19 protein-coding genes and 1 tRNA gene are annotated in these 21,838 nt (G+C 51.2%); 5 read left to right on the plus strand and 15 right to left on the minus strand.

The window, feature by feature from the left end:
* Window positions 1–9: 9 nt before the first annotated feature.
* From hemB to F457_RS0101530, 5 genes are all read right to left on the minus strand, one after another.
* Window positions 10–1,002, minus strand: a complete 993-nt coding sequence (gene hemB, locus F457_RS0101510; RefSeq protein WP_018979364.1) for a porphobilinogen synthase — start codon at window positions 1,000–1,002, stop codon at window positions 10–12.
* 43 nt (window positions 1,003–1,045) lie between these two features.
* Window positions 1,046–2,494 (minus strand): APC family permease, encoded by a 1,449-nt coding sequence (locus tag F457_RS0101515; RefSeq protein WP_018979365.1) that lies wholly within the window; start codon window positions 2,492–2,494, stop codon window positions 1,046–1,048.
* Between the two features lie 157 nt (window positions 2,495–2,651).
* Window positions 2,652–4,100: an amino acid permease gene (locus F457_RS0101520; protein ID WP_018979366.1), complete on the minus strand. Its 1,449-nt coding sequence runs from the start codon at window positions 4,098–4,100 to the stop codon at window positions 2,652–2,654.
* Window positions 4,101–4,143: 43 nt separating this feature from the next.
* A complete protein-coding gene (locus F457_RS0101525; protein WP_018979367.1) occupies window positions 4,144–5,592 on the minus strand; it encodes an APC family permease in 1,449 nt (482 codons plus the stop codon).
* A 44-nt stretch (window positions 5,593–5,636) separates the two neighbouring features.
* Window positions 5,637–7,094, minus strand: coding sequence for an APC family permease (locus F457_RS0101530; protein ID WP_018979368.1), 1,458 nt, complete (start codon window positions 7,092–7,094; stop codon window positions 5,637–5,639).
* Window positions 7,095–7,211: 117 nt separating this feature from the next.
* Between F457_RS0101530 and glyA the strand changes: the two genes are divergently transcribed.
* Together glyA and F457_RS11865 are read left to right on the plus strand one after the other, a co-directional pair.
* Window positions 7,212–8,507, plus strand: a complete 1,296-nt coding sequence (gene glyA / locus F457_RS0101535) for a serine hydroxymethyltransferase (RefSeq protein WP_018979369.1) — start codon at window positions 7,212–7,214, stop codon at window positions 8,505–8,507.
* Between the two features lie 563 nt (window positions 8,508–9,070).
* A complete protein-coding gene (locus F457_RS11865; protein ID WP_018979371.1) occupies window positions 9,071–9,652 on the plus strand; it encodes a hypothetical protein in 582 nt (193 codons plus the stop codon).
* 89 nt (window positions 9,653–9,741) lie between these two features.
* Here F457_RS11865 and F457_RS0101550 read toward each other — a convergent pair whose 3' ends face one another.
* Window positions 9,742–10,929: a DEAD/DEAH box helicase gene (locus tag F457_RS0101550; protein WP_018979372.1), complete on the minus strand. Its 1,188-nt coding sequence runs from the start codon at window positions 10,927–10,929 to the stop codon at window positions 9,742–9,744.
* A 70-nt stretch (window positions 10,930–10,999) separates the two neighbouring features.
* On the opposite strand from F457_RS0101550, the gene F457_RS0101555 reads away from it, so the two are divergent.
* From F457_RS0101555 to F457_RS0101565, 3 genes are all read left to right on the plus strand, one after another.
* The gene (locus tag F457_RS0101555) at window positions 11,000–11,938 is read left to right on the plus strand and encodes a mitochondrial fission ELM1 family protein (protein WP_018979373.1); all 939 of its coding nucleotides are present in this window, start codon (window positions 11,000–11,002) and stop codon (window positions 11,936–11,938) included.
* Between the two features lie 18 nt (window positions 11,939–11,956).
* Window positions 11,957–13,843 (plus strand): anti-sigma factor, encoded by a 1,887-nt coding sequence (locus F457_RS0101560; protein WP_018979374.1) that lies wholly within the window; start codon window positions 11,957–11,959, stop codon window positions 13,841–13,843.
* A gap of 74 nt (window positions 13,844–13,917) precedes the next feature.
* Window positions 13,918–13,992, plus strand: a tRNA-Val gene (locus F457_RS0101565).
* Between the two features lie 242 nt (window positions 13,993–14,234).
* On the opposite strand, the gene F457_RS11870 is transcribed toward F457_RS0101565, so the two are convergent.
* The 9 genes from F457_RS11870 to F457_RS0101615 all read right to left on the minus strand — a co-directional run bounded on the left by F457_RS11870 (window position 14,235) and on the right by F457_RS0101615 (window position 21,757).
* Window positions 14,235–14,450, minus strand: coding sequence for a hypothetical protein (locus F457_RS11870; protein WP_018979375.1), 216 nt, complete (start codon window positions 14,448–14,450; stop codon window positions 14,235–14,237).
* The gene (locus F457_RS0101575; RefSeq protein WP_018979376.1) at window positions 14,450–14,683 is read right to left on the minus strand and encodes a hypothetical protein; all 234 of its coding nucleotides are present in this window, start codon (window positions 14,681–14,683) and stop codon (window positions 14,450–14,452) included. The genes F457_RS11870 and F457_RS0101575 overlap by 1 nt, the downstream gene beginning before the upstream one ends.
* Window positions 14,684–14,798: 115 nt before the next feature.
* Entirely contained in the window at window positions 14,799–15,056 is a 258-nt protein-coding gene (locus F457_RS11875) for a hypothetical protein (RefSeq protein WP_018979377.1), read from the minus strand.
* Window positions 15,057–15,137: 81 nt separating this feature from the next.
* Window positions 15,138–15,311: a hypothetical protein gene (locus F457_RS13695; protein ID WP_018979378.1), complete on the minus strand. Its 174-nt coding sequence runs from the start codon at window positions 15,309–15,311 to the stop codon at window positions 15,138–15,140.
* Window positions 15,312–15,351: 40 nt separating this feature from the next.
* Window positions 15,352–15,609 (minus strand): hypothetical protein, encoded by a 258-nt coding sequence (locus F457_RS0101590; RefSeq protein WP_018979379.1) that lies wholly within the window; start codon window positions 15,607–15,609, stop codon window positions 15,352–15,354.
* On the minus strand, window positions 15,606–16,019 hold the full coding sequence (locus F457_RS11880; protein WP_018979380.1) for a structural protein P5: 414 nt from the start codon (window positions 16,017–16,019) through the stop codon (window positions 15,606–15,608). Before F457_RS11880 ends, F457_RS0101590 begins: the two co-directional genes overlap by 4 nt.
* Before the next feature lies 1 nt (window position 16,020).
* A complete protein-coding gene (locus F457_RS0101600) occupies window positions 16,021–16,260 on the minus strand; it encodes a hypothetical protein (protein ID WP_018979381.1) in 240 nt (79 codons plus the stop codon).
* A 155-nt stretch (window positions 16,261–16,415) separates the two neighbouring features.
* Complete coding sequence (locus F457_RS0101610; RefSeq protein ID WP_018979383.1) at window positions 16,416–18,932, minus strand: hypothetical protein; 2,517 nt, start codon at window positions 18,930–18,932, stop codon at window positions 16,416–16,418.
* Window positions 18,929–21,757: a hypothetical protein gene (locus F457_RS0101615; protein ID WP_018979384.1), complete on the minus strand. Its 2,829-nt coding sequence runs from the start codon at window positions 21,755–21,757 to the stop codon at window positions 18,929–18,931. Before F457_RS0101615 ends, F457_RS0101610 begins: the two co-directional genes overlap by 4 nt.
* Window positions 21,758–21,838: the final 81 nt, after the last annotated feature.

A 21,838-nucleotide genomic window follows, 5' to 3' on the forward strand; every position in this document is an offset into this window, starting at 1 on the left:
TTCTTACCCCTATTTTCTGAGCAGCTGTGCTGCTTCAAGAGCAAAATACGTTAAAACGCCGTTACAGCCTGCTCGTTTGAAAGCCATAAGACTTTCCATAATGGTCTTCTCACGGTCTAGCCAACCATTTTGAATAGCGGCCATTATCATTGCATATTCACCAGAGACCTGATAAGCGAAGGTCGGCATAGAGAATTCATCGCGAACGCGGCGGATAATGTCGAGATAAGGCATCCCTGGCTTAACCATCACCATATCTGCACCTTCTGCGATGTCATGAGCGACTTCACGCAATGCCTCATCGGAGTTACTGGCGCTCATCTGGTATGTGCTTTTATCCCCGCTGAGTAGGGCGTCAGAACCCAGTGCATCGCGGAAAGGGCCATAAAAAGCTGAAGCATATTTTGCGGCATAGGCCATAATGCGCGTTTCGGTAAAGTCGTGCTGATCCAACATTGTGCGAATAGCATGAACCCGACCATCCATCATGTCCGATGGTGCGATGATATCAATCCCAGCGCGTGCTTGATTAAGTGCCTGCTGACAGAGGATTTGCACCGTGTCGTCATTGAGGATTTTTCCGTCTTGGACAAGACCATCATGACCATGATTGGTGTAGGGGTCCAGTGCAACATCCCCGATAAGGCCCAGCTGAGGGAAAGCATTTTTTAGTGTGCGTGCAGCTTTGCACATGAGGTTGTCAGGGTTGAGAGCTTCGGTGCCTTTTTCATCGCGCAAGGCCATCGGTGTGACGGGGAATATGGCAACAGCAGGAATGCCAAGATCGACAGCAGGCTGCACATGCTGGATGAGCCGATCAACACTCGCACGCTCAACACCCGGCATGGCATCGACAGCTTGGCGTTGGTCGTGCCCTTCACAAACAAAAATAGGCCAGATGAGGTCATCAACATGAAGGCGGTTTTCGGCCACCATACGGCGGGTAAAGTCATCATGCCGATTGCGGCGTAGGCGGGTCGTGGGGAAAGACGTATGTATCATTTCCCCATCATGACTCTCATCGGTCTTTCTGACCAGAGGGTGGTTAATGTGGAGTGTTGTTCTTCAACAAACTGTGATGACGTCCATACAGGCCATAGACCACCCCACCAATGAGGAGCCAGATCACGAGACGGCCCCATGTCAGCCCATCCATTGAGAGCATGACAATCAGGCAAGCGAGGGCACCGAGTGAAGGGATCAAGATATTACCACCAGGAACGCGAAAGCGACGAGGGGCATTGGGTGCTTTGTAACGTAGGATCATGACACCCACACTGACGATCACAAAAGCCAACAATGTGCCAATGGAGGTCATAGCCCCAAGGATACCGATTGGAAGGCAGGCGGCGAGTATAGAACTCGCAAGAGCTGTGATGATATGAGAAGTCCAAGGTGTTTTGCAGCGTGCATTCAGCTTGGCAAAACAAGGCGGGAGAAGCCCGTCATGGGCGAGAGCAAGCGATACACGGCTTTGCCCAAGCATCATGCCGTAAATAACGGACATATAACCAAGAGCGATCCCCAGCTTAACGAAGGCAGAGAGAGCCGGCATATGGATGCTGTCCATAACAGTAGCGACTGGATTGGGGTCATGGGCGAGGTCTTTATAATTGACAACACCGACGAGAACAGATGAGAAGACCACGTAAATGACAGCACAGATGAGTAAGCTACCGATCAGGCTAATGGGGAGGTCACGTTGGGGATTGCGTGAATCCTGCGCCGCTGTGGAGACGGTATCAAACCCAATATAAGCAAAGAAAATCATGCTAGCGGCTTGCATGATGCCGCTGAAGCCAAAATGTCCGAAATGCCCAGTATTATGCGGCACAAAAGGCTGAAAGTTTGTCGCATGGATATGCGGGAGGCAAACGATCGTGACGATGGCAACGATGAGAAGCTTAATAGCAACAATGATGGCATTAACAGTACTGGACTCACTCGTTCCACGCATGAGAAGAGCTGTCACAATAAAGAGGATAAATACACTTGGCGCATTAAACCACGCATGCACGACCTGCCCATCGCTCAAGGTAACGGGGGTCATCGGAGGGGCTAACAAACGAGGGTCAATATAAAGACCCCAGCCGCGAAGAAGAGATGAGAAATATCCCGACCAACTGGAAGCCACGGCAGCTGCAGCAACGGTGTATTCTAAGATGAGATCCCATCCGATAATCCATGCTACGAGCTCCCCCATTGAGCTATAGGCATAGGAATAGGCGGAGCCTGCAACGGGAAGCATACCCGCAAGTTCAGCATAGCAAAGCCCTGCAAAACCACAGGCAATCGCAGCAATGATAAAGGAGAGAACGACAGCCGGGCCCGCATGCTGGCCTGCAGCGACCCCTGTGAGGGAAAAAAGCCCTGCACCAACCGTGACGCCAATGCCAAGAGCCATAAGTTGCCAAGGCCCCATAACCGGCTTGAGGCCTGTTGTTGGTTTTGTGTCTGCTGTAATGGGCTTAATGCGCCAAAAAGATGTCGTCATATAAAAGGCTCCGCTAGCTGGAGGGAGTGTACAGTTCGACTATAAATGCGAAAACATCATGTCAGATATTACTTTTACGCATGGATAATGTTTTGTGAACTGTTTTTTTGTCCCTCCTAAGAAAGAAGGAGGGACAAAGCTAGCAGAGCAGAAGACTTTAAGAGCGGTTCTGCGTATTGAGGGTGCTCCGACGTGCACCATAAAACACATAGATCACCATACCGATGATGAGCCAGCAAATCAGGCGGATCCATGTCATTCCGTCCATTGAAAGAATGACGGCACCACAGGAGAGAATACCGAGCAAAGGAACAGTCACCATACCCCCGGGGGCACGGAAACGCCGAGGGGCATGAGGAGCCCGAATGCGCAGCACCATGACTCCAGCACAGACAAGAATGAAGGCAAGGAGAGTGCCGATAGAGGTCATTTTCCCGAGAATATCAATTGGTAAGCAGGCAGACAGTGCACTCCCAATGATGGCGGTAATAATATGGGAAATCCAAGGCGTCTTAGAGCGCGGGTTAAGGCGTTTGAAACAGGCGGGAATAAGACCATCCTGAGCCATTGCAAGAGAGACGCGGCTTTGCCCCATGAGCAGCCCATAAATGACCGACATATACCCCAAGGTGATGCCGAGTTTAATGAGGCTTGAAAACCAAGGAAGATGGATGCTGTCCATAACGGTAGCGACAGGATTGGCATCATGGGCCATCTGACGGTAATCCACGACGCCAACAATAACGCATGAGAAAATAGCGTAGATCACAGCGCAAAGGGCCAAACTGCCAAGGATTCCAATCGGAATGTTGCGTTGTGGGTTTTGGCTATCTTGAGCGGCGGTTGAGACAATATCAAAGCCGATATAGGCAAAGAAAATCATCCCTGCAGCGCGCATAACACCACTTGGGCCGAAATGACCAAATGTCCCGTTATTGGGGGGAATAAAGGGATGGAAATGGCTCATCTGAATATGGGGCAGGCATACAATCGTAACCCCAGCAATAATCAGAAGTTTGAGCACCACGACAATGGCATTAATTTTGCTAGATTCACTCGTTCCACGCATCAGCAGAAAGGTGACGGCAAACATAATAAAAATACTTGGTGCATTAAGCCAAGCAGAGGCTGTGTGCCCATCGGGAAGGGTAACAGGGGTTCCTGTTGCGTAGAGGAGGCGTGGATCAAGGCTTATCCCACAGCCTTGTAAAAGAGAGGCAAAATATCCCGACCAGCTTGAGGCCACTGTTGATGCGTTAACGGTATATTCTAAGATCAAGTCCCAGCCGATGATCCAAGCAATGCCTTCGCCCATTGCGGTATAAGCGTAGGTATAGGCGGAACCAGCTGCAGGGATCATGCCCGCGAGTTCCGCATAGCAGAGCCCAGCAAAGGTACAGGCGAGGGCTGCAATGAGAAAAGACAATGTTACGGCAGGGCCAGCATATTGCCCAGCCGCAACACCGGTTACGGAGAAGAGGCCAGCCCCGATTGTAACCCCGATCCCAAGAGCAATCAGTTGCCAAGGGCCCAGAACACGCCGCAAACCAGTTTGGTTTTTTTCTTCGGCTGCGATTGGCTTTGTGCGCCAGAAGGGCGTTGTCATGAGACGGTCTCCACCATGGAAGGATTAATGAGGGTAAGGTTAATCAGGAGTGATCGTGCGCTCTAAGGTGACTATGCTGCATGCTGTAGGTGACGTAAATGACAGCACCGATGGCGAGCCAGATGAAAAGACGTAGCCAAGTGAGCCCTCCCATGGAGAACATCACCCCACCACATGAGAGCACCCCAAGCGCTGGGATAACGTAGGGCCCACCAGGAACACGGAAATAACGTGATGCTTCTGGGGCTTTGTGCCGCAGGGCTGTCACGCCAGCACATACAATGACAAATGCTGTAAGTGTACCAATAGACGCCATGTTTGCGAGAACCCCAATGGGCAGACAGCCGGCCATGAGAGCACCGACTAAGAAGGTCAGAAGGTGGGTCATGTTTGGTGTTTTGCTGCGTTTGGAGAGACGACCAAAGCAAGACGGTAAGAGCCCATCATTGGACATGGCCATGACGATGCGGCTTTGCCCCATGAGGAGGCCGTAAACGACAGCGATGTAACCAAAGGTAATACCGGCTTTAACGAGCGCTCCAAGCCACGGAATATGCACAGCATCCATCGCTGTTGCGACCGGACTGGGGTCATTAGCCATTGTGCGATAGTCCACCACACCGATGAGAACAGCAGAAAAGATCACATAAATAACAGCGCAAATAGCTTGGCTGCTGAGGATGCAGATGGGCATAGTGCGTTGTGGGTTTTTGGTGTCTTGTGCAGCGGTCGAGACGATATCGAAACCGATATACGCCATAAAGGCCATACCAGCAGCGCGCATCACACCACTAAAACCAAAGCTTCCAAAAGTGCCAGTGTTCGCAGGAATAAAGGGGTGGAAATGCGATGATGAGACAAACGGCACACAGGCTATAATCATAGCAATAATAACAAAGGTCTTAATGGCAACGACGATCGTATTAAGGCGTGATGATTCTGTCATGCCGCGCATGAGCATAAGGGTGACAAAAGCAAGAATAAGGACGCTTGGCACGTTAAACCAAGCGTGAGCATGGCGACCGTCCAGTAATGTAACGGGTGTCATTGGTGGTGCGAGAAGCCGGGGGTCAAGCATGATCCCCCAGCTTTTCAGCAAGGAGGCCCCATAGCCAGACCAGCTTGATGCCACTGCGGCAACACCGACGGTATATTCTAAGATGAGATCCCATCCGATGACCCAAGCAATGCCTTCGCCAAGGCCGGTATAAGCATAGGAATAAGCTGATCCTCCTGAGGGAAGCATCCCCGCTAGTTCTGCGTAACATAGGCCAGCAAAACTCGCGGCAATGGCTGCAATGAGGAAGGAGAGCGTGACGGCAGGGCCAGCATATTGGCCTGCAGCAACACCTGTAAGAGAAAACAGGCCAGCACCAATAGTCACACCGACTCCCATAGCAATAAGGCGCCAAGGGCCGAAGACACGCTTAAGGCCGGACGACTGTCCGACCTCAGAGGTAACAGATTTAGTGCGCCAGAATGGCGAGGTCATGAATAACGTATCCGCATCGTGTGGAACCGCATGAGGCCCTTCTATTACGAAGGGTCATGAGGAGGGGTCTTATGAAGATGGCTGTGACGCATACCATAAATCACATAAATAAACACGCCGATGATTAACCAGACGACAAGACGTTCCCATGTGGCCGCATCAATGGATCCCATGACGATCCCGCAAGAGATGATCCCGAGAGCTGGAATAAGGAATGGCCCACCGGGGACACGGAAACGACGTGGGGTCTGAGGAGAGCGCAGACGCAGGGCGGTGACACCTGCACAGACGATGATAAAGGCAAGCAAAGTTCCGATAGCGGTCATAGCCCCTAGCGCACCGATCGGCATTGTGGCTGCGAGCACACTACTGGCAATGGCGGTGAGGATATGCGCTGTCCAAGGCGTTTGGGTGCGTTTATTGAGCCGGCTAAACGCAGAAGGGATGAGGCCATCATAAGACATATTATGCATGATGCGGCTTTGTCCGATGAGCAGTCCGAATAGACCGGAAATATAACCCAGCGTTACGCCAACTTTTACGAGCACGGCGAGCCACGGCATGTGTACCTGGTCGATAGCCGTGGCGACAGGGCTCCCATCATTGGCGAGGCGGTGATAGTCCACAATGCCTATCAACATTGTTGAAAAAACGATGTAGATGACGGCGCAGGCTGCCAAGCTACCGAGAATACCGATAGGCATATTGCGTTGTGGGTCTTTGGTATCTTGTGCGGCAGTCGAGACGATGTCGATCCCGATATAAGCAAAGAACGCCATGCCAGCAGCACGCATCACACCGCTAAAACCAAAATGCCCGTATTCGCCGGTATTGGGAGGGATGAAGGGATGGTAATTTGCAAGGTGAATGAAGGGGATACAGGCGACAATCATGCCGGTGATGACGAGCACCTTAAAAATCACCACAAGAGTGTTAAAGCGCACAGATTCGCTTGTGCCGCGCATAAGTAGGGCTGTAATGGCGCAAATAATGAAAATGCTGGGCGCATTCAACCAAGCATGAGCCGTACTGCCATCGGGCATCGTCACGGGTGTACCGGGGATGGCAAGGAGGCGAGGGTCGATGGCAATTCCCCAGCTTTTGAGCAGTGAGGCAAGATATCCCGACCAGCTTGAGGCCACGGCCGCAGCGCCAACGGTATATTCTAAGATAAGATCCCACCCGATTATCCAAGCAGCGCCTTCGCCCAAACCTGTATAAGCATAGGCATAGGCAGAACCGCCTGCAGGGATCATGCCAGCAAGCTCGGCATAGCAAAGGCCAGCGAAGCTAGCGGCAACAGCGGCGATTAGGAAGGATAGGGTGACGGCAGGGCCTGCATTTTGTCCAGCGACAACACCGGTGAGGGAAAATAGTCCTGCACCCACAGTCACACCAACGCCCATGGCGATCAGACGCCAAGGGCCGAAAACGCGCTTTAAGCCAGAATGTTGACTGGCAAGATGATCGATTGATTTTGTGCGCCAAATAGGCATGCTCATAAGGTGGCCCTTGCTACCGTTTTCAAAACATTATGACATCATTGGGGCGTAACGATAGACGGGCTTTGCTCGTGCGCCTATAGATGAAGAAAATAATTTCTGGAGAGATGGACCATCATGTCTGAACATGCCAGCAAAGAAGCGCTTAAATCCTTCTTTCATGATTCCCTGCAAGAGCGGGACTCAGAAGTCGCGACCCTGCTTAACGGTGAGTTAAAACGTCAGCAGGACGGAATTGAGCTGATCGCCTCAGAAAACATGACCTCCTTTGCGGTGATGGAAGCGCAAGGGTCTGTCCTGACGAACAAATATGCGGAAGGGCGTCCGGGCCGTCGCTATTATGGTGGATGCGTTGAGGTTGATAAGGTTGAAAACCTTGCGATTGAGCGTGTGAAAAAGCTGTTCGGTGCAGAATACGCCAATGTGCAGCCACATTCTGGGGCCAATGCGAATCAGGCAGCCTTTATGGCGCTTGGTAAGCCAGGTGATACCATTTTGGGGATGAGCTTGGCTGCAGGTGGTCATCTAACGCATGGTGCGGCACCGAACTATTCCGGTAAATGGTTCAATGCTGTGCAGTATGGCGTCCGGGGTGAGGACGGCGTGCTGGATTATGAAGAGATGGAAAAGCTCGCTCGCGAACATAAGCCGCGCATCATCGTTGCTGGCGGTTCTGCTTACCCACGTGAGATCGACTTCGCTCGTTTCCGTCGTATTGCCGATGAGGTCGGTGCATCTTTGATGGTGGACATGGCTCATTATGCTGGGTTGGTTGCCGCTGGGCTGTATCCGAATCCAGTGCCATATGCCGACATTACAACGTCCACGACGCACAAAACCCTCCAAGGACCACGCGGTGGGATCATTCTGACCAATGACCCAGAGCTGTTCAAAAAAATCAATTCAGCGGTATTCCCTGGGCTACAAGGCGGCCCTCTGATGCATGTTATCGCAGGGAAGGCTGTTGCTTTTGGTGATGCGCTGAAAGATGAGTTCAAGACCTATCAGCAGCGTGTTCTGAACAATGCGCGTGCGTTGGCGGATGAGCTTTCCAAGCGTGGTTTTGACATCATCACAGAAGGCACGGATAGCCACATTGTACTGGTGGATCTACGTCCTAAGAAAGTGACGGGGAAATTTGCCGAAGCTCTGATGGAACGCGCAGGAATCACAGCGAATAAGAATGCTGTTCCGTTTGATCCAGAAAAACCATTCGTGACGTCAGGTGTGCGTCTGGGCAGTCCTGCGGCAACGGCACGCGGCTTTGGTGAAGCAGAGTTTCGCGAGATTGCACGCATGATTGACGAAGTTCTGACGGCAGGAGAAGAGGACACAGCCACCATTGAGCGCGTTCGTAATGACGTGCTGGCGCTGTGCCATCGCTTCCCTATCTATGATCGTGCATCTGCTTAATTAAGCTATTGCGTATCACGCTTATGGACGAGGCAGTATTGTCGTCCATAAGCGTGTGTGTGTGTTGGCAGCTCCCTATAGAGAGAAATTTATTGTTAAGGGTGGCCGGGGACCATGCGGTAATCCACTGAAATATACGGTCATTTATGGCGTATATTTGGATAATAGGTGACGTTGTAATGAGATAATGAAAGGGCAGAAGAAGGCAGATAATAGAATAAAGAGACAGAAAAACATGTTGAAATACGATGAGAACGTAGATTTGAGAAAACTTTTATAATTCCGCATTCCATATTTTCTTTTAATTTTCTTCGGACGTAAATGAAATAGGAAGTCCGAACAGTTTTCGGAAATAACTTTTTCATACAGAGCAATGTAGCTGGTGGATTGCCAGTGATAGAAAAGGCTCATCCACACGAAAAGCCCCATTGGGATAAGATTTATGATTCTTTCAATGAAAGGATTGAAAGGAAGATTCATTTCTATCGTGGCGAGACCTATTAATGAAACGACAGTCCAGTTTCTTACAGTCTTGCATTTTTTAAAGATAAGGATTCCTTCATATGTACGCTCGTTACCTTATAACTGAAGATACAGTGTATAGATTTAAGAGTATTCTGAAGAGTGAGTCGTCTTGTTCTCTGTCTTGGGTTGAGATGTTTCGTAGATTCGTGGGAATAGGATACATTAAATATCTTCATAAGGAAATAGACAATAAGTATTGTCTAAAAAATAATGGATACTATAATTATGAATTAAGGAATACAACAACATATATATTAAATATATCTCTTATATCATCGGATAATATTGAGTGTGCTATTTTCATAGAGACAGGGAATAGTTTTTTAAAAAATATCGGTAGAAGTCGTGAAACTCTATCTCCATGGATATATGCAGAAAATATAGCGATGAATATGTTGCGGCCTCATCTTGATAGGGCGTCAAAAATTTCTCAAGAAAGCCATAAAATTGGAGACGGTGGTGTAGCGATGGATAGTTTGCCAGAGATAAGATTTTCATTAGAAAACATACCCGAACTTTCTTCTGAGATTTTAGATCAGGTGATTCTTGATAAAAAGCGAGGAAAAGGGGTTTTGGATTTCTTTTATGTATGTAATTCGAGCGGGAGTTCTTACAATTAGAATAGATTATTCTGTGTATTTCTATGTCAAAAACTTTCTCAAAACGGGCGATGTATAAGAATCGCCCGTTTTGAGAAATTCATCATTGCTTATCGGTCTAATGTTTCCGCTGTAACGATACGGATGCGATGGTTAATATGCTGTTCGATATCGCGTAGGATGGTGCGTTCATTGAGGGGAATGAAGGAAAGCGCGCGTCCTTTGCGTCCGGCACGGGCGGTTCGCCCAATGCGGTGCACGTAGGTATCCGGTTTGGGGGGGAGGTCCACATTGACGACCATCTGGATATCGTCAATGTCTAGTCCACGCGCTGCAATATCGGTTGTGACAAGCACGTTTCCGGTGTTGTTCTGAAAACGGGCAAGGGCTTTTTTACGCTCTCCCGGCGTTTGCCCACCATGAAGAGAGTGTGCGTTTGCTCCGCAGCGGCGCATAAAGCGGGCGATGGCGTCAGCGCGTTGTTTGGTTTTGACAAACAGGATGCAGCGCCCTTCTGGCAAATGATGGGCGGCGATCTGCTTTAAGAGTGTTTCTTTTTCATCCTCTTCAACAAAAATAGCCCGCTGAGTCAGACGGCGCGGCGTTAGATTGTCTTCTGCAATCTCAACGCGAACAGGATTGCGCGTGACTTTTTTGGCAAGAGCCATGACGGGCTCTGGTAATGTTGCCGAACAGAAAACCGTCTGGGGACGGTCTGCTAAATAGGGCACGAGGGCCGTCATGCTGGCTGAAAACTCTTCATCTAAGAGACGATCAGCTTCATCGAGCACGAGATATATAATCTCACTGAGGATCAGCTCACCTCGCTCCACAGTTTCGAGCAAACGTCCGTGCGTGGCTACGATAATATCAGCTCCGTCGGCAAGGGCACGCTCTTGTTGATCACGCGAGACGCCACCACAGACCACACGCGTACGAATTGGAAGCTGCCGCCCTAATTGGCGACAGACACCTGCGGTTTGCATGGCGAGATCGCGGGTTGGTTCCAGAATTAAGACGCGAGGGATAGAGGGCGTATCGTGCCCTTCATGCTCTTTAAGGGCGGCTAGTTTTTGTAAAGCAGGTAGGACAAAAGCAGCTGTTTTCCCTGTACCTGTCTGGCTGGGGAGGAGTACATCACGGCCTTCTAAAAGAGCGGGAATACCTGTCTTTTGGATCTCGGTGGGGCGGGCAAGACCGCCGCGTTGAGCAGCTTGACAGAGAGCGGGAAGAAGGCCAAGCGCATCGAACGTGTTGGGTGAGAGAGGCGTGGACGTGGAGGTAGCTGAGGGCGTCATAGGGACTGTTCTTGTCAGAAAAGGGTAAATCCGAGAGATTGGAAGCTGTTACCCCTGACGGAGTCAGCTCATGCATGCAACACTTATCGCCGAAGATTTTGCCGGAATGTGGTCTCAGGGTCGAGGCCTTGCCGAGCGTGTTGGCTTTAGTTGGGAGAGGCAGCCGATTTTTATGCGCAAAGGTGACGTATGGCAATGTCTTCCTGCGCGTTTATGGCCATCGCCTCTCAAACGAGTGGAACCGTTCGTGCTTTCACCTAAGACGGATGTCATTATCAGCTTAGGGGGACGAGGTGGTATTATTGGTGCCGCTTTGGGAAAACATTACGGCCTCCCTGTCATTCAAGTTCAAAACCCACGCACGTCTCTGGAGCCTTATGCGGTCGTGATCGCCCACCATCATGACCAATTAGAAGGGAAGAATGTTTTCCTCACACGCACGGCCTTGCATGGGGTCACAGAAGATGTGTTGAAACAGGCTTTTCCCCAGTGGAAGGCGATTATTCGGACAGATGAAAAGCCTGTGCTGGGCGTGTTGTTAGGGGGCTCAAATGGGCGGTTTCGTTTTGACGTATCGGAGGCCGCTCATATCGCTCAGCAGCTGGGTCATTTTATTCGGCAAAGAAACGTAAGCTGTGTCATTACTCCATCACGTCGAACGTCACCAGAAGCTTTGACGCTCTTGAAAACGGAGCTAGAGCCTCTTGGAGGGCGTTTTTTAGAGGGAACGGGGCAAAATAACCCTTATATGGGCGTATTGGCGTGCTCTGATATGTTAGCGGTCACGATGGATAGTGTGTCTATGATATCAGAGGCCGTGGCAACGTCTCTTCCTGTTGGTATTTTGCCACTATCGGGGCATTCAAAGCGGATTGCTCATTTTATTAAAATGCTGGAAAAACAGGGACGTGTACATTCTTTCTCGGCTGATCTCCCTTTAGAGACGGCAGAAAGACTTGACGATACTTCGCTAGCAGCGGAAGAAATACGACGTTACATGAAGCTCTGAGAAAGAGAAGGCAGGTCTATGCTGAATATCCGTACGTTCGGGCCGCAAGGCGGTAATGTGTTGTATAAAGCACTGTCGCACCCATTGGTTGTGGACCGTATGCGGGCGTTAGAGCATGATCTAGCCGACAAAAAGATCGCGGTGTACGATCCCGATGGTTTTCTACCAACCGTCGTTGGGCTTTATCCTAGCTTAAAGCCTGCTCTTGTGGTGACGCATGACACAGAGCAGGTCGGGTGTGATGATGGTTTTGGTGGAACGTTCCAAGCTATCGTAGACTTACCGAGTGTGGCTGTTGATGGTGTTTTAGCGCTGTCATTTGAGCATGCTAAAATGGTCACACGTTTAGAGGAGATCTTGAAGGGGCGGCCTCTCTACACACTAGAGATAGCTCGTTTGCCGGCAACATTTCTGCCTTATCCACGGCCCTATCTCGATAAGTTAAATTTTGCGACCAATTTTTCTTTTTTCCGAGATGATGACCATTTTTCGACCCGTCTTGTTACCGCAAACTATTGGTCACAATACGGGGTGCATAGCGTGACCTATTGGTTCCGCCTTTATGACCAAAAGGGGCATATTTTAGCGGAATGGGAAAAGCACGTTGATGAGGACAATGCAGGTGTTGTGGTTGATAGTGCAGAGGTTCGCCAGCGTTTCGAACTTCCTGCTTTTACAGGTCAGCTCTTTGTTCATGTTATTGGAGCAAAGGGGCATGACGTTGTTAAATATGCACTTGATACGTTTGCACATGGTGATGATCCAAGCTTGTCCGTAACGCATGATGCCAATGCATGGCCTTCGATGCGTTACGCAACACTTCCAGCTCCTGAAAAAGATGAAACGCTCCGCGTATGGCTTCAAAATAGCCACGGAACACCGATCCCTTCAGGCGAAGTGACCTTTAATGTGATGGGAGAGGATGACCATCGTGCGGTCTCACAAGAGGTAGGGCCTTACGAAACAGTTGCGGTTAATGTTGGTGCACTTTTCTCAGATGTTGCATGGCCGGCACAATTTGAGATGCGTGCTGGGCAGCATGTGGTGCGTCCGCGTTATGAGATTGTACAGCGCGGTCGAACACGTATTGCTCACCTCAATGTTGAGCGGTCGGACATTGCCCCAGACCCAGCCATTCGTCAGATGTCACCATCGCTGGGCCGTGGTATTATTCTGCCATTCCCTGTGTTGGATCCGAAAGAGTATGAGACGTTCGTGCAGCCTAATCCAATGTCCGAGGCATTGCAGACGTTGCCTGTCCGTATGGATATGTTTGATGAACAAGGCCATAAACTAGGCTCCCATTTTTTTGGAAATTTACCGCGCAATCATCGTACGGTTGTTGCTGCCCACGAGCTCATGACATGTCCGGGGCATGCAGACCTTGTGTATGATTTTCGTGATGGTGGGGAAGCTGATGGATGGCTGCATTCTTTAGTGCGTTATCGTGACCGTCAAAGCGATCATGCTGCTGAAACGAGTTTTGGTGGTCATATTTTCAATACGTTGATGACGTGGCGGTCAGAGCCGCAATCCTATTCTGGCCCTCCACCAGGGCTAACGACGCGTCTTTTCCTTAAACTTGGGCAAAAATTTGAGGGGGAAAACCTACGGAGCTTTTGCTGCCTCATTTACCCAAGCTCAGCAGAAGGTGGAAAAGCGTCTACAACAACATTGTATCTTCATGCGGCTAATGGTGAGCAGCTAGCCCAAAAAACGATCACTATTAATCCTTCAGGCTCTTTCATGGTACGTCCTCATCAGCTCTTCTCAGAGAATGTACTGCAAAAAGCGGGAGAGGGAGGCTACGTTCTCATCCGTGATTTGACGTGCCGTTTATTTGGCTATCATGGGCTGGAAAATAGTGTCGGAGGTTTTTCTCTCGATCATATGTTTGGATTTTAGGAAAATTTAAATGAGCGCTAAAAACCCTCTTGCCAGCATAAGGGGTTGCTGATAGAAAGCGCTCATCCCGATCGGGGTGCGTAGCTCAGCGGTAGAGCACTGCCTTCACACGGCAGGGGTCACAGGTTCAATCCCTGTCGTACCCACCACGGGATTCCCAGTTTTTGGCGGGTTGTAGCGGATATTGAGCCAGTAACACAGAAGTTACTTTGTTCATATCTGTTCATCAAAGTTCACGAGTCATCATAGAAATTGACACAGATTTGACACGGTCACTTGCCCAAATCTTGCCCACTGAATTCTGTCGTTTCCGTAGGTGTTCGGCGGCTTGTAGGGAGGGGCGTGAAGATGGATCTGTGTACACTAACCACAGTGTCCCGAAATGCCCGCTTTAGCGTGTGCTAGTCCGCATCTCCCTCCGCTCATTCCCATAATCCCGCATCATAACGGGCAGCTCGTGCAGGTCGGGATGAGTGCGCAACTCGTCCGCTGCCTGCTTCTGTTCCTGCGTTGTGTAATGCACCAGCGGCGGGCAGAGCGGTTTGTATCGGGTTGGAGTACAGCCTACGAGCGATAGAAGCGCCACACATAAAACAACGAGCTTCATCAGAACGTCCCCTTATCCAGAGAGCCTATGAGCATATTGTTAGAGCGTATGCCATTCGTTCGGGCATCCAGCATCCGTTGAGCGGCTTCTGCTGATTGCGTGGCGTCGCTGGCGTCTTGGCGTTCGGAACTTACGCGGGCGCTGTTGCGTCCGGCTCGGTTGCTGTAGACGATCAGAGCCGTCAGGAAGCCGAGCACCGTGAGGATGAAGCCTCCTGCAACATAGGGGTTCATTTAGTATTTCCTTACGAGTGATGCCCTTTAGGGGTTTTGGGAGGAGTTACCTTTTTTTTGACTAAATACCGACAAAAATAGAAGGGTAATCTCCCGTTTTGACCGTAGAAAGGCGTTAAATCTTACCAAATTTTAAGTGGCCATCATGTGTTTCAATGGGGCGGTAAGCCTCATCGAAAACGTATTTTGGTGACCATGACACATATCCTAGATAGCCTTTCACGTTGGCACTAGGACTATCGGTATATTCTACGAGATAACCTTCATCACTTCCGTCTTCATCTTTGGGAAGTTGCCAGCCACGGAGCGTATTATAGTCACCACGCGTCATAGGTTTGGCTTTAATTAACTTGAGGACGATATAGGTTTTCATTGTTCTTCTCCGATCCAGCCGTTTTTGACTGATTCTCTCTAGGCGTAGGGAGAGCCGAAGCCCTCCCATTATTGCCGTTTGTCAGGCGGCAGAGTTTACCTGAGCAGTTGCAGGCTTTTTCTCTTTTACCGCCGTGATGACATCTTCTATGCCGCCTTCTACATCTGCTAGGCCATTTTCGACGCGCAGAATGCCAGCGAGGAGGGCGTTTGTGTCGAACTTATCAGCTAGTAGGGTCGTGCCTTCTTCGGCCACGCCGCCGAAAATGGTGCCAACGAGGTGGAGGCGCGTTCAGTCACGTATGGGGTGGCTGCGTGTCCGCGCGTTTTTCAAGAGCGGCCACGGCTGGCGGAATAAGCGCAGAGGCGGTAGCGCGTGCTGTGCTGTTGTCCGGCAGTAACGATGGCAGCGATGACAGCAGAAGGGTGGTGGCCATATCGCCACTAAGGGCTCCAGTAGCTGCTCCCGCGATCCCGCCAATCACAAGAGAGAGGCCGATGAGCGTTGTTGGCTGTTGGATCCAATGGCGAAGACGAGCAAGACGCGACATCATGTGATGTTCTCTTGAGCGGGCAGGCCAGCCACCTGATAGATCAATGATCCGTGAGGGTTCTTGCCATTTTCCATCATGATAATCGCCTGCATGAGGCCAGCCATCAGATGGGGGGAGAAATTGCCGAGAGGGGTGTCAGGTGACACACCGAGGGCATGGGCAACGCCTTCAATATACTCATGGGTGTTATTCTCAGCAGGGGGTGCCCATTTGCTGATAATGGCAGAAATTGAGTCCAAGCCGTCACGCTGATGGTAGCGTAGGAGCTGCCCCCGTAGCGCCATAAGACCGGCTTCTGCTGTGCTAAAGACAGCAAAACGTCCATGATCGCCTTGCTCGTTATGGGCTCCTGCTTGGCCGACATAGTTCAGGTTGCCGGGGTTGTTGTTGCGGATACCGCGCGGCTCCATGTCATACTCCAATATGAAAGATTTTAAGAAGAACGGCGATGATGGCTTCAGCCCCAGCAATGCCCCCGGCAATAAACATGGAGCGCCATGAATTCCCGCGTTGCACTTGGGAAAGGATTTGTTCCAGCGTTTGTTGTTGGACGGCTTGGTGGGATTTAACAATGGCCATATCGGCTTCAACGGCTTTAATATCCGCCTTAATCTCGATGCCTTCAGCACGGGTGAGATACTGGTCATTCATAAGGCGATGCCTTCTTCTTTGCGGACAAGAAGAGAGGCAACATGACCTAAAGAAAACCCGGGCCAAGAAAGAGAAGAAGCACGCATAGATCCGTTCCGTTGTTGCCAGAACGGATATGACAGGCGTTTCTAAGTTCTACTTAGGAATGGGAACAGTTAATGTTCCCCGTAAGGGCTCCATGAAGGAGAGAGCCAGAATTCTTGGCCCTGATTGCGCTGCATGAGCTTTTCATAGCGCTGCGTATAGCCGGGGTTGATCATGTCTTGGAGGCGATAGATCACGCCATATTTTAGGGCCATGTTAATAAAGGGAAGATTGCCACCCGGTATTTGTCCACTGGCGACCCGCACAAGGTTGGCCAGATAGCTGCGGGCTTTGGGAGCGTCGGGACTATCGGTGAGTTCATCACGCGTGGAAGTAACGACCCCAGCAAGCTTCGTCATATCGGAAATCGTTGGGCCTGCCGCTGTTTCAAGGAAGCTATTGCCCATGCGGCTTTGTTGACCAAAGAGGAAATCTCCATAGATCCCGGCCCCGCCGCCTTGTTGAAGAGCCGCCATCCATGTGCGCACATCAGAAGGGTCGTGGGGTTCTTTCCCAGCGAGAAGCGCTTTGGTGTTCATCGCGACATAGCCGAGCAGAGTGGTTCCAGCGATCATATGGACAATACCGGGCCAGTCTGTGCCAAAACGCTGCACTTCACGGGCATAAGCGCGGCGGATATGGGTGAGGGGGAAGCTTTTAAATTGCAGCATCAAACGGGCCGCTTGGCCGAGGATCGGGTTGACTTCATCAAGACGGTTGCTGATCCCCCGGAAGGTCGCTTGCGTGCGGACATCTGGCTCGGTCATGCCTTCGCGCGTTTGGTCGGTGATATAGGTGTAAAGCTTATTGGTCAGGCTCTGTCGCACGTCATCGGCGCTTTGCCCGGGCTTTATCAGAGGGGCGATGGCGTCATCGGAGAGCTTGGCGACCTCCGTGGGGAGGAGATACGCATTCCCGCCTGTTTCTTTGGTGGCGTGGCGGAGAACGTGCCATTCTGGCTCTTCTATCCCAAAGCGTCTTAGGCTGCGTTGTAAGTTGGGATGAAGGGCCGAAAACGCCTGATCAGCATCACGCCCGAGATTATGGGACAGCATCGTGCCCATGCCCTCAGAAAGGCTATCAGTCCAATATTCTAACCCATTAAGGCGGTAGAAGGTGTTGATGAGGTCACTGGCGCGTCCAAGGGGAGCATCATCGGTCGCAAAACGGTTCATGACAGCCCCAAGATGGCCTTGGATACCCACACCGAGAAGCTGGGCGATCTCTTTACGTTCCGCCGCGTCTTGGCTGCCAAGGCTAGGGCAAATGGCCTTGAGGCTGTTCCAATAGCTTTCTAAAAGCGGCACACCATTATGACGAAGAACAGAGGCATTCACGGCAAGGTCAGGTAGGGAAGAGATCATCACGCCGCCGAGTTTGGTAAACTGGTTCCATGTTTTGGCGTAGGCCCCAACCTGCTCAATGGTTTTATTGGCAGGCAGCCGCGCCTTGCCGGTGACAATATCCATCATGGCGCCCTTTTGAAGGCGGTCGAGCTTGTCGTGCATCTTAAAGTCGCCACGCGCCCGGGTCGCTCCTTTAGCCTCGTCAATCAGGCTGCTAAACATGGCTTCTGGATTTGTGCCAAGATCGCTCATCACAGCGGCATTGCGTGCGCCTTTTTGCAATCCTTTGATGACGCTATCAATGACATGGCCCTGACCATAGGCTTTGTTATAAGAGAGCCAACGATCCGCATCTTTAAAAAGCAGGACACGGTTGTGACTGACACGTTTCGCCATGTTCCCCGGCCCTTTAAAGCCAGAGAGCCAGTCCTTGCCATTGGCGTTATCATGGTCGCCTGATGCGAGACTGAGCCATGTTTGATGCAAAAACTCTTCGCGTGATTGCCGTGCATCCATTGCGTCAAACGTGCGATCATCGAGCAAAGGCGCGATATGATCCCGCCATGCGTGGTAGTCTGCTTCTGTTCCATTGCCACGAATTTTCCACATGTCATGACTTTGCCGGGTGACATAATGGTCGGTCTTGCCAATCCACGCCCCTTGCTTATTTTGCATGAGACGCACGGTTTCTTGATAGTCCGCGAGTATGCGGGCGGCTTTTTCAGCCTGCTTGTTGCCTGTGGCGTGGATCTCTTCAGGGGTATCTAATCGCCAGAGTTCACGGCCTACATCGCTGTCAAACTGTTCGTCACGCGCTAAAAGTGGCTTGAGCAACTCGGCTTGTTTAAGGTCATGCATGAGCGGGCCAAGCACTTGCTGCTCTTGCCCATGAGCATTGGCGGCAATGGAGAGGGCGGCGCCACGGCTCCCATCTTCACGACCGGCTAATAGTCCTTCTAATGAGGCATATTCATCACCTTCTACAATACGCTTTTGCAATTCGGCACGGGCAATGAGATTGCGCTTTTGGGCGTTGGCTTTGATGATGCCTGCAAGTCGTTCATCATCAGCCATCTTCATGCCTGCTTTTTGGAGGGCTTCTTGCGGAGAGAGCCCTTGGCGCATATAGCGCCCAGCCTCTTTATCAATGCGGCCAAACATCTCATCAAGTTCCGCTTTAGACATCTCCCGTCCAGCGGCTTTCTGGGCGTCATTATAGCAGGGGTGTTCATGGTTAGTCATGGTCGTGTCCGTATCAGGCAGGCAGTGGCAGAAAGAAGGGCGTTGCTATTGCCATCAGACAAAGCGTGCTCCTGCTTCACCGCGTCTAGCGCTTCAGGGGGAATGGCTTTCTCACCATAAAGGGCAATTTTCTGGTCTAATGTTGCCCCATAAGCTTGGGCTTCGTGGAGTGATTTGTCTTGACTTGGCTGGTGTTGTGCACCACCATCATTGAAACTGTTGTGGCGGCTACTGGTATACACGTCATCACTGCTGGACTTGTTAGGTGATGACGGGGGAAGGTCGGTGCTCTTTTCAGCAGGGCGCGATAGGTTGTGGCGGCTTCCATCCCATAGCAGTTTTCTTTTTTCTAAATACTTTGTATCGAATACGCTTGCGGTTCCGACACGGTAATATCCATCTTTTTTCATGAGGTGGAGTATCGCCGTATCTTGCTTGTCTTTCCCTCCTCTATCTTTTCCCATTTGGATAGAAAAATATGAACCAGAGTCGTGCCCACCTTTAGGCAAATCTTGCCTAATTTGGTTCATATTTTTGATAATGTGTTTGATGTAATCGTCAACACTTCTGAAGCCGCGTTGTTCTATTTCTTTTCCGTGGCGTGCTGCGATATGAATACGACCGTGACCACCTCCAATATCTCTTCCATTCTTGGTGATCTTTGAAAGGTGCTCCCCATCACCTATGACAACAGGCCAAGGGGGAACGCCTTCAATACCATCAGGCATATGCCCCATCAGAGCCGGATGCTCACCGACTTCTGAAAGATTGAGATGGTCAATGCCTGTCGTTGGTAGGGGAGAGACGGCATCGCCTGTTTCTGGTGTTGGGGCCGCTTCTCTGTGAGCTTTAAGGCCCGCGCGGCTTTGCGTAATCTCACGGCTTTCTGGGTTGGTGAGAGCGTGAAGGATGTCTGTCCCCACACCGTCTTGCAGGTCTGATAGTTTCTGAAGGGCCTGTTGGTAGATGGCATGAAGAGTGTCTTGCCAGCGTGGATCAAAGCCCTGCCCACGGTTGGCTTCAAGATGGTTGAGGGCCTGCTCAATCGCCTGTTCAGGATCGGGGCTTTTAAGCACGGTATCGGCGAGGATCGTGAGGTCTTCAGCATGAACTCCAGACTCTAAACGCTGTGCATAGCGGCCAAAATGATGTTCAGTGAGGGCGTGCAGGGCGTCTTTCTTGGCGGCGATACGCGCTTGATGGACAGAGCGGCTTTTATCAAACTGTGCCCGGTATTGATCCCAATCATGATGGGAGGAGGCTTTCAATGCGTCTTCTAACGCATCATAGGGGTCTGCTCCTTGGAGGGTCGCTTCTGCTGCGTGAGCATGTACGTCCTCAGAAAGAGGCTTATCATGGTCATAGGCGGCAACCTCAACATCATCATGGGCCGCCGCACGGGCATGGTCTTCATAGGCAGGGTCTACGATAGCAGCTTTTTGAGGCCCGACACCGTTCGCGTAACTTTTGCGCCCATGACTTTCTTCTGTCATGGCGTTCAGAAGGTCGTTAATGTCCGCGCCCGGCTTGAGATAGCCCGCTTCTTCAGACAGTTCTCGTGCTCGGTCAAACGACAGGCCGCCATTGCGACGGACTAAGCCGATACGCTGTTTATGAATGTCGTTTGCTCTCAGCTCGCCACCTTCATCACGAACTCCGCCATGTTTGGTGAGGAAGGTAAAGAGGGATGGTGATGAGGGCTCTGCTTTGGGACGGGAAGCCGATGGAGGAGGCGTTGCTTTCTCTGGGGAAGACTGAGGGTCAAAAGAAGCTTGTTCGTCCAGGAGGTCAGCATGTTTCTGGTGGAGATGGGCAAGGTCATTCTCTAACGTCCCGCGTCCTTGTTGGGGTGGAGCGCTCTTATGGGCGTCCATCCAGCGATCAAGATCACGACGTGTCGTCTCTAGTTCGTGTAGATGGAGAAGGCTGTCTGCGTTGCTGGGACGGTCATTGTTGAGAGAGGTGAGGCTTTCTGCCAAGACTTGGCCGCGCCCATCTGGCCCAACCGTGCGGAGGCGGTCTTCTGTTGGGTTAGGAGGCGGCTGCTCTGGGGGCTCTTCCGACTCTGCTGGTGGAGAAGGTGGTTCTACCGATGGATCGGTCGCGCGTAATTCAGGCCGTGCGAGACTATGCAACGCCCCGCCCATCAGGCTGCCAAAGGCGATGTTGCTCAGGGCTTGGCCCATCGTCCAATCATTATGCTCATCACGGTCAAGATAGAGGTTCAGCGGCTCCTTGGCTGGCGCCTTGCACGAAGCGGCCCGCTCTGGAGGCCCCAAGAACAGCGCCTGTGGACCGGTTCGCTGCTTCAGCACCAGTAGTCCATCAGCGGCGCGTTCCATCCCCCAGCCTTCAGCCCGAGCCGCTGCCATGCCGAGGCCCGCGGTGACGCGTTCTTCTCCAAGACCGGGAACCAGCATAGAGGCCGCATTAATGGGGTCGAGCAGAGACGGAAGCGCTCCAGCCCCCATGTTCAAGGTGCTACTGACAACACCGCTCGGGCCATTACGCATAGCCATATCGCGCAGCAGAGCATTTTGTTTTTCGCGATGGAGTGTATCGGCAAGTTTAGACGAAACAGGCTGGTCAAAGTTTAGAACGCCCTTAATGCCATATTGAGCATTGGCATCTTCAGGACTGAGCGTATCACCTTCTGTGCTTTTAATCGCATGAGAGAGGGCTTGGTTCACCCTGACGATCGGCATCGCCTGAACGCCGGATATGAAGGAGGCCTTCAGTGAATCCCCTAAAGAACTTTGCTGACCAGCCGCTCCTTGCTCTTGCACCGAGCTAAGAACATCCGGCCCTCCTGTATAAAATGGCATGCTTCCCCCTGTTCTTGGGGGAGCATCTCAGGGCTTTCTAAGTTCTGGATAAGAAGGGAGATAATATTTTCTGAAAATATT

This window comes from Saccharibacter floricola DSM 15669, assembly GCF_000378165.1.
In the GTDB taxonomy this organism is placed as follows: domain Bacteria; phylum Pseudomonadota; class Alphaproteobacteria; order Acetobacterales; family Acetobacteraceae; genus Saccharibacter; species Saccharibacter floricola.

What these genes read in the sequence shown, in the direction of transcription:
- hemB (WP_018979364.1), bottom strand. Translation starts at nt 1,002, where the DNA reads ATGATACATACGTCTTTCCCCACGACCCGCCTACGCCGCAATCGGCAT.
- F457_RS0101515 (WP_018979365.1), bottom strand. Translation starts at nt 2,494, where the DNA reads ATGACGACATCTTTTTGGCGCATTAAGCCCATTACAGCAGACACAAAA.
- F457_RS0101520 (WP_018979366.1), bottom strand. Translation starts at nt 4,100, where the DNA reads ATGACAACGCCCTTCTGGCGCACAAAGCCAATCGCAGCCGAAGAAAAA.
- F457_RS0101525 (WP_018979367.1), bottom strand. Translation starts at nt 5,592, where the DNA reads ATGACCTCGCCATTCTGGCGCACTAAATCTGTTACCTCTGAGGTCGGA.
- F457_RS0101530 (WP_018979368.1), bottom strand. Translation starts at nt 7,094, where the DNA reads ATGAGCATGCCTATTTGGCGCACAAAATCAATCGATCATCTTGCCAGT.
- glyA (WP_018979369.1), top strand. Translation starts at nt 7,212, where the DNA reads ATGTCTGAACATGCCAGCAAAGAAGCGCTTAAATCCTTCTTTCATGAT.
- F457_RS11865 (WP_018979371.1), top strand. Translation starts at nt 9,071, where the DNA reads ATGTACGCTCGTTACCTTATAACTGAAGATACAGTGTATAGATTTAAG.
- F457_RS0101550 (WP_018979372.1), bottom strand. Translation starts at nt 10,929, where the DNA reads ATGACGCCCTCAGCTACCTCCACGTCCACGCCTCTCTCACCCAACACG.
- F457_RS0101555 (WP_018979373.1), top strand. Translation starts at nt 11,000, where the DNA reads ATGCATGCAACACTTATCGCCGAAGATTTTGCCGGAATGTGGTCTCAG.
- F457_RS0101560 (WP_018979374.1), top strand. Translation starts at nt 11,957, where the DNA reads ATGCTGAATATCCGTACGTTCGGGCCGCAAGGCGGTAATGTGTTGTAT.
- F457_RS11870 (WP_018979375.1), bottom strand. Translation starts at nt 14,450, where the DNA reads ATGAAGCTCGTTGTTTTATGTGTGGCGCTTCTATCGCTCGTAGGCTGT.
- F457_RS0101575 (WP_018979376.1), bottom strand. Translation starts at nt 14,683, where the DNA reads ATGAACCCCTATGTTGCAGGAGGCTTCATCCTCACGGTGCTCGGCTTC.
- F457_RS11875 (WP_018979377.1), bottom strand. Translation starts at nt 15,056, where the DNA reads ATGAAAACCTATATCGTCCTCAAGTTAATTAAAGCCAAACCTATGACG.
- F457_RS0101590 (WP_018979379.1), bottom strand. Translation starts at nt 15,609, where the DNA reads ATGATGTCGCGTCTTGCTCGTCTTCGCCATTGGATCCAACAGCCAACA.
- F457_RS11880 (WP_018979380.1), bottom strand. Translation starts at nt 16,019, where the DNA reads ATGGAGCCGCGCGGTATCCGCAACAACAACCCCGGCAACCTGAACTAT.
- F457_RS0101600 (WP_018979381.1), bottom strand. Translation starts at nt 16,260, where the DNA reads ATGAATGACCAGTATCTCACCCGTGCTGAAGGCATCGAGATTAAGGCG.
- F457_RS0101610 (WP_018979383.1), bottom strand. Translation starts at nt 18,932, where the DNA reads ATGACTAACCATGAACACCCCTGCTATAATGACGCCCAGAAAGCCGCT.
- F457_RS0101615 (WP_018979384.1), bottom strand. Translation starts at nt 21,757, where the DNA reads ATGCCATTTTATACAGGAGGGCCGGATGTTCTTAGCTCGGTGCAAGAG.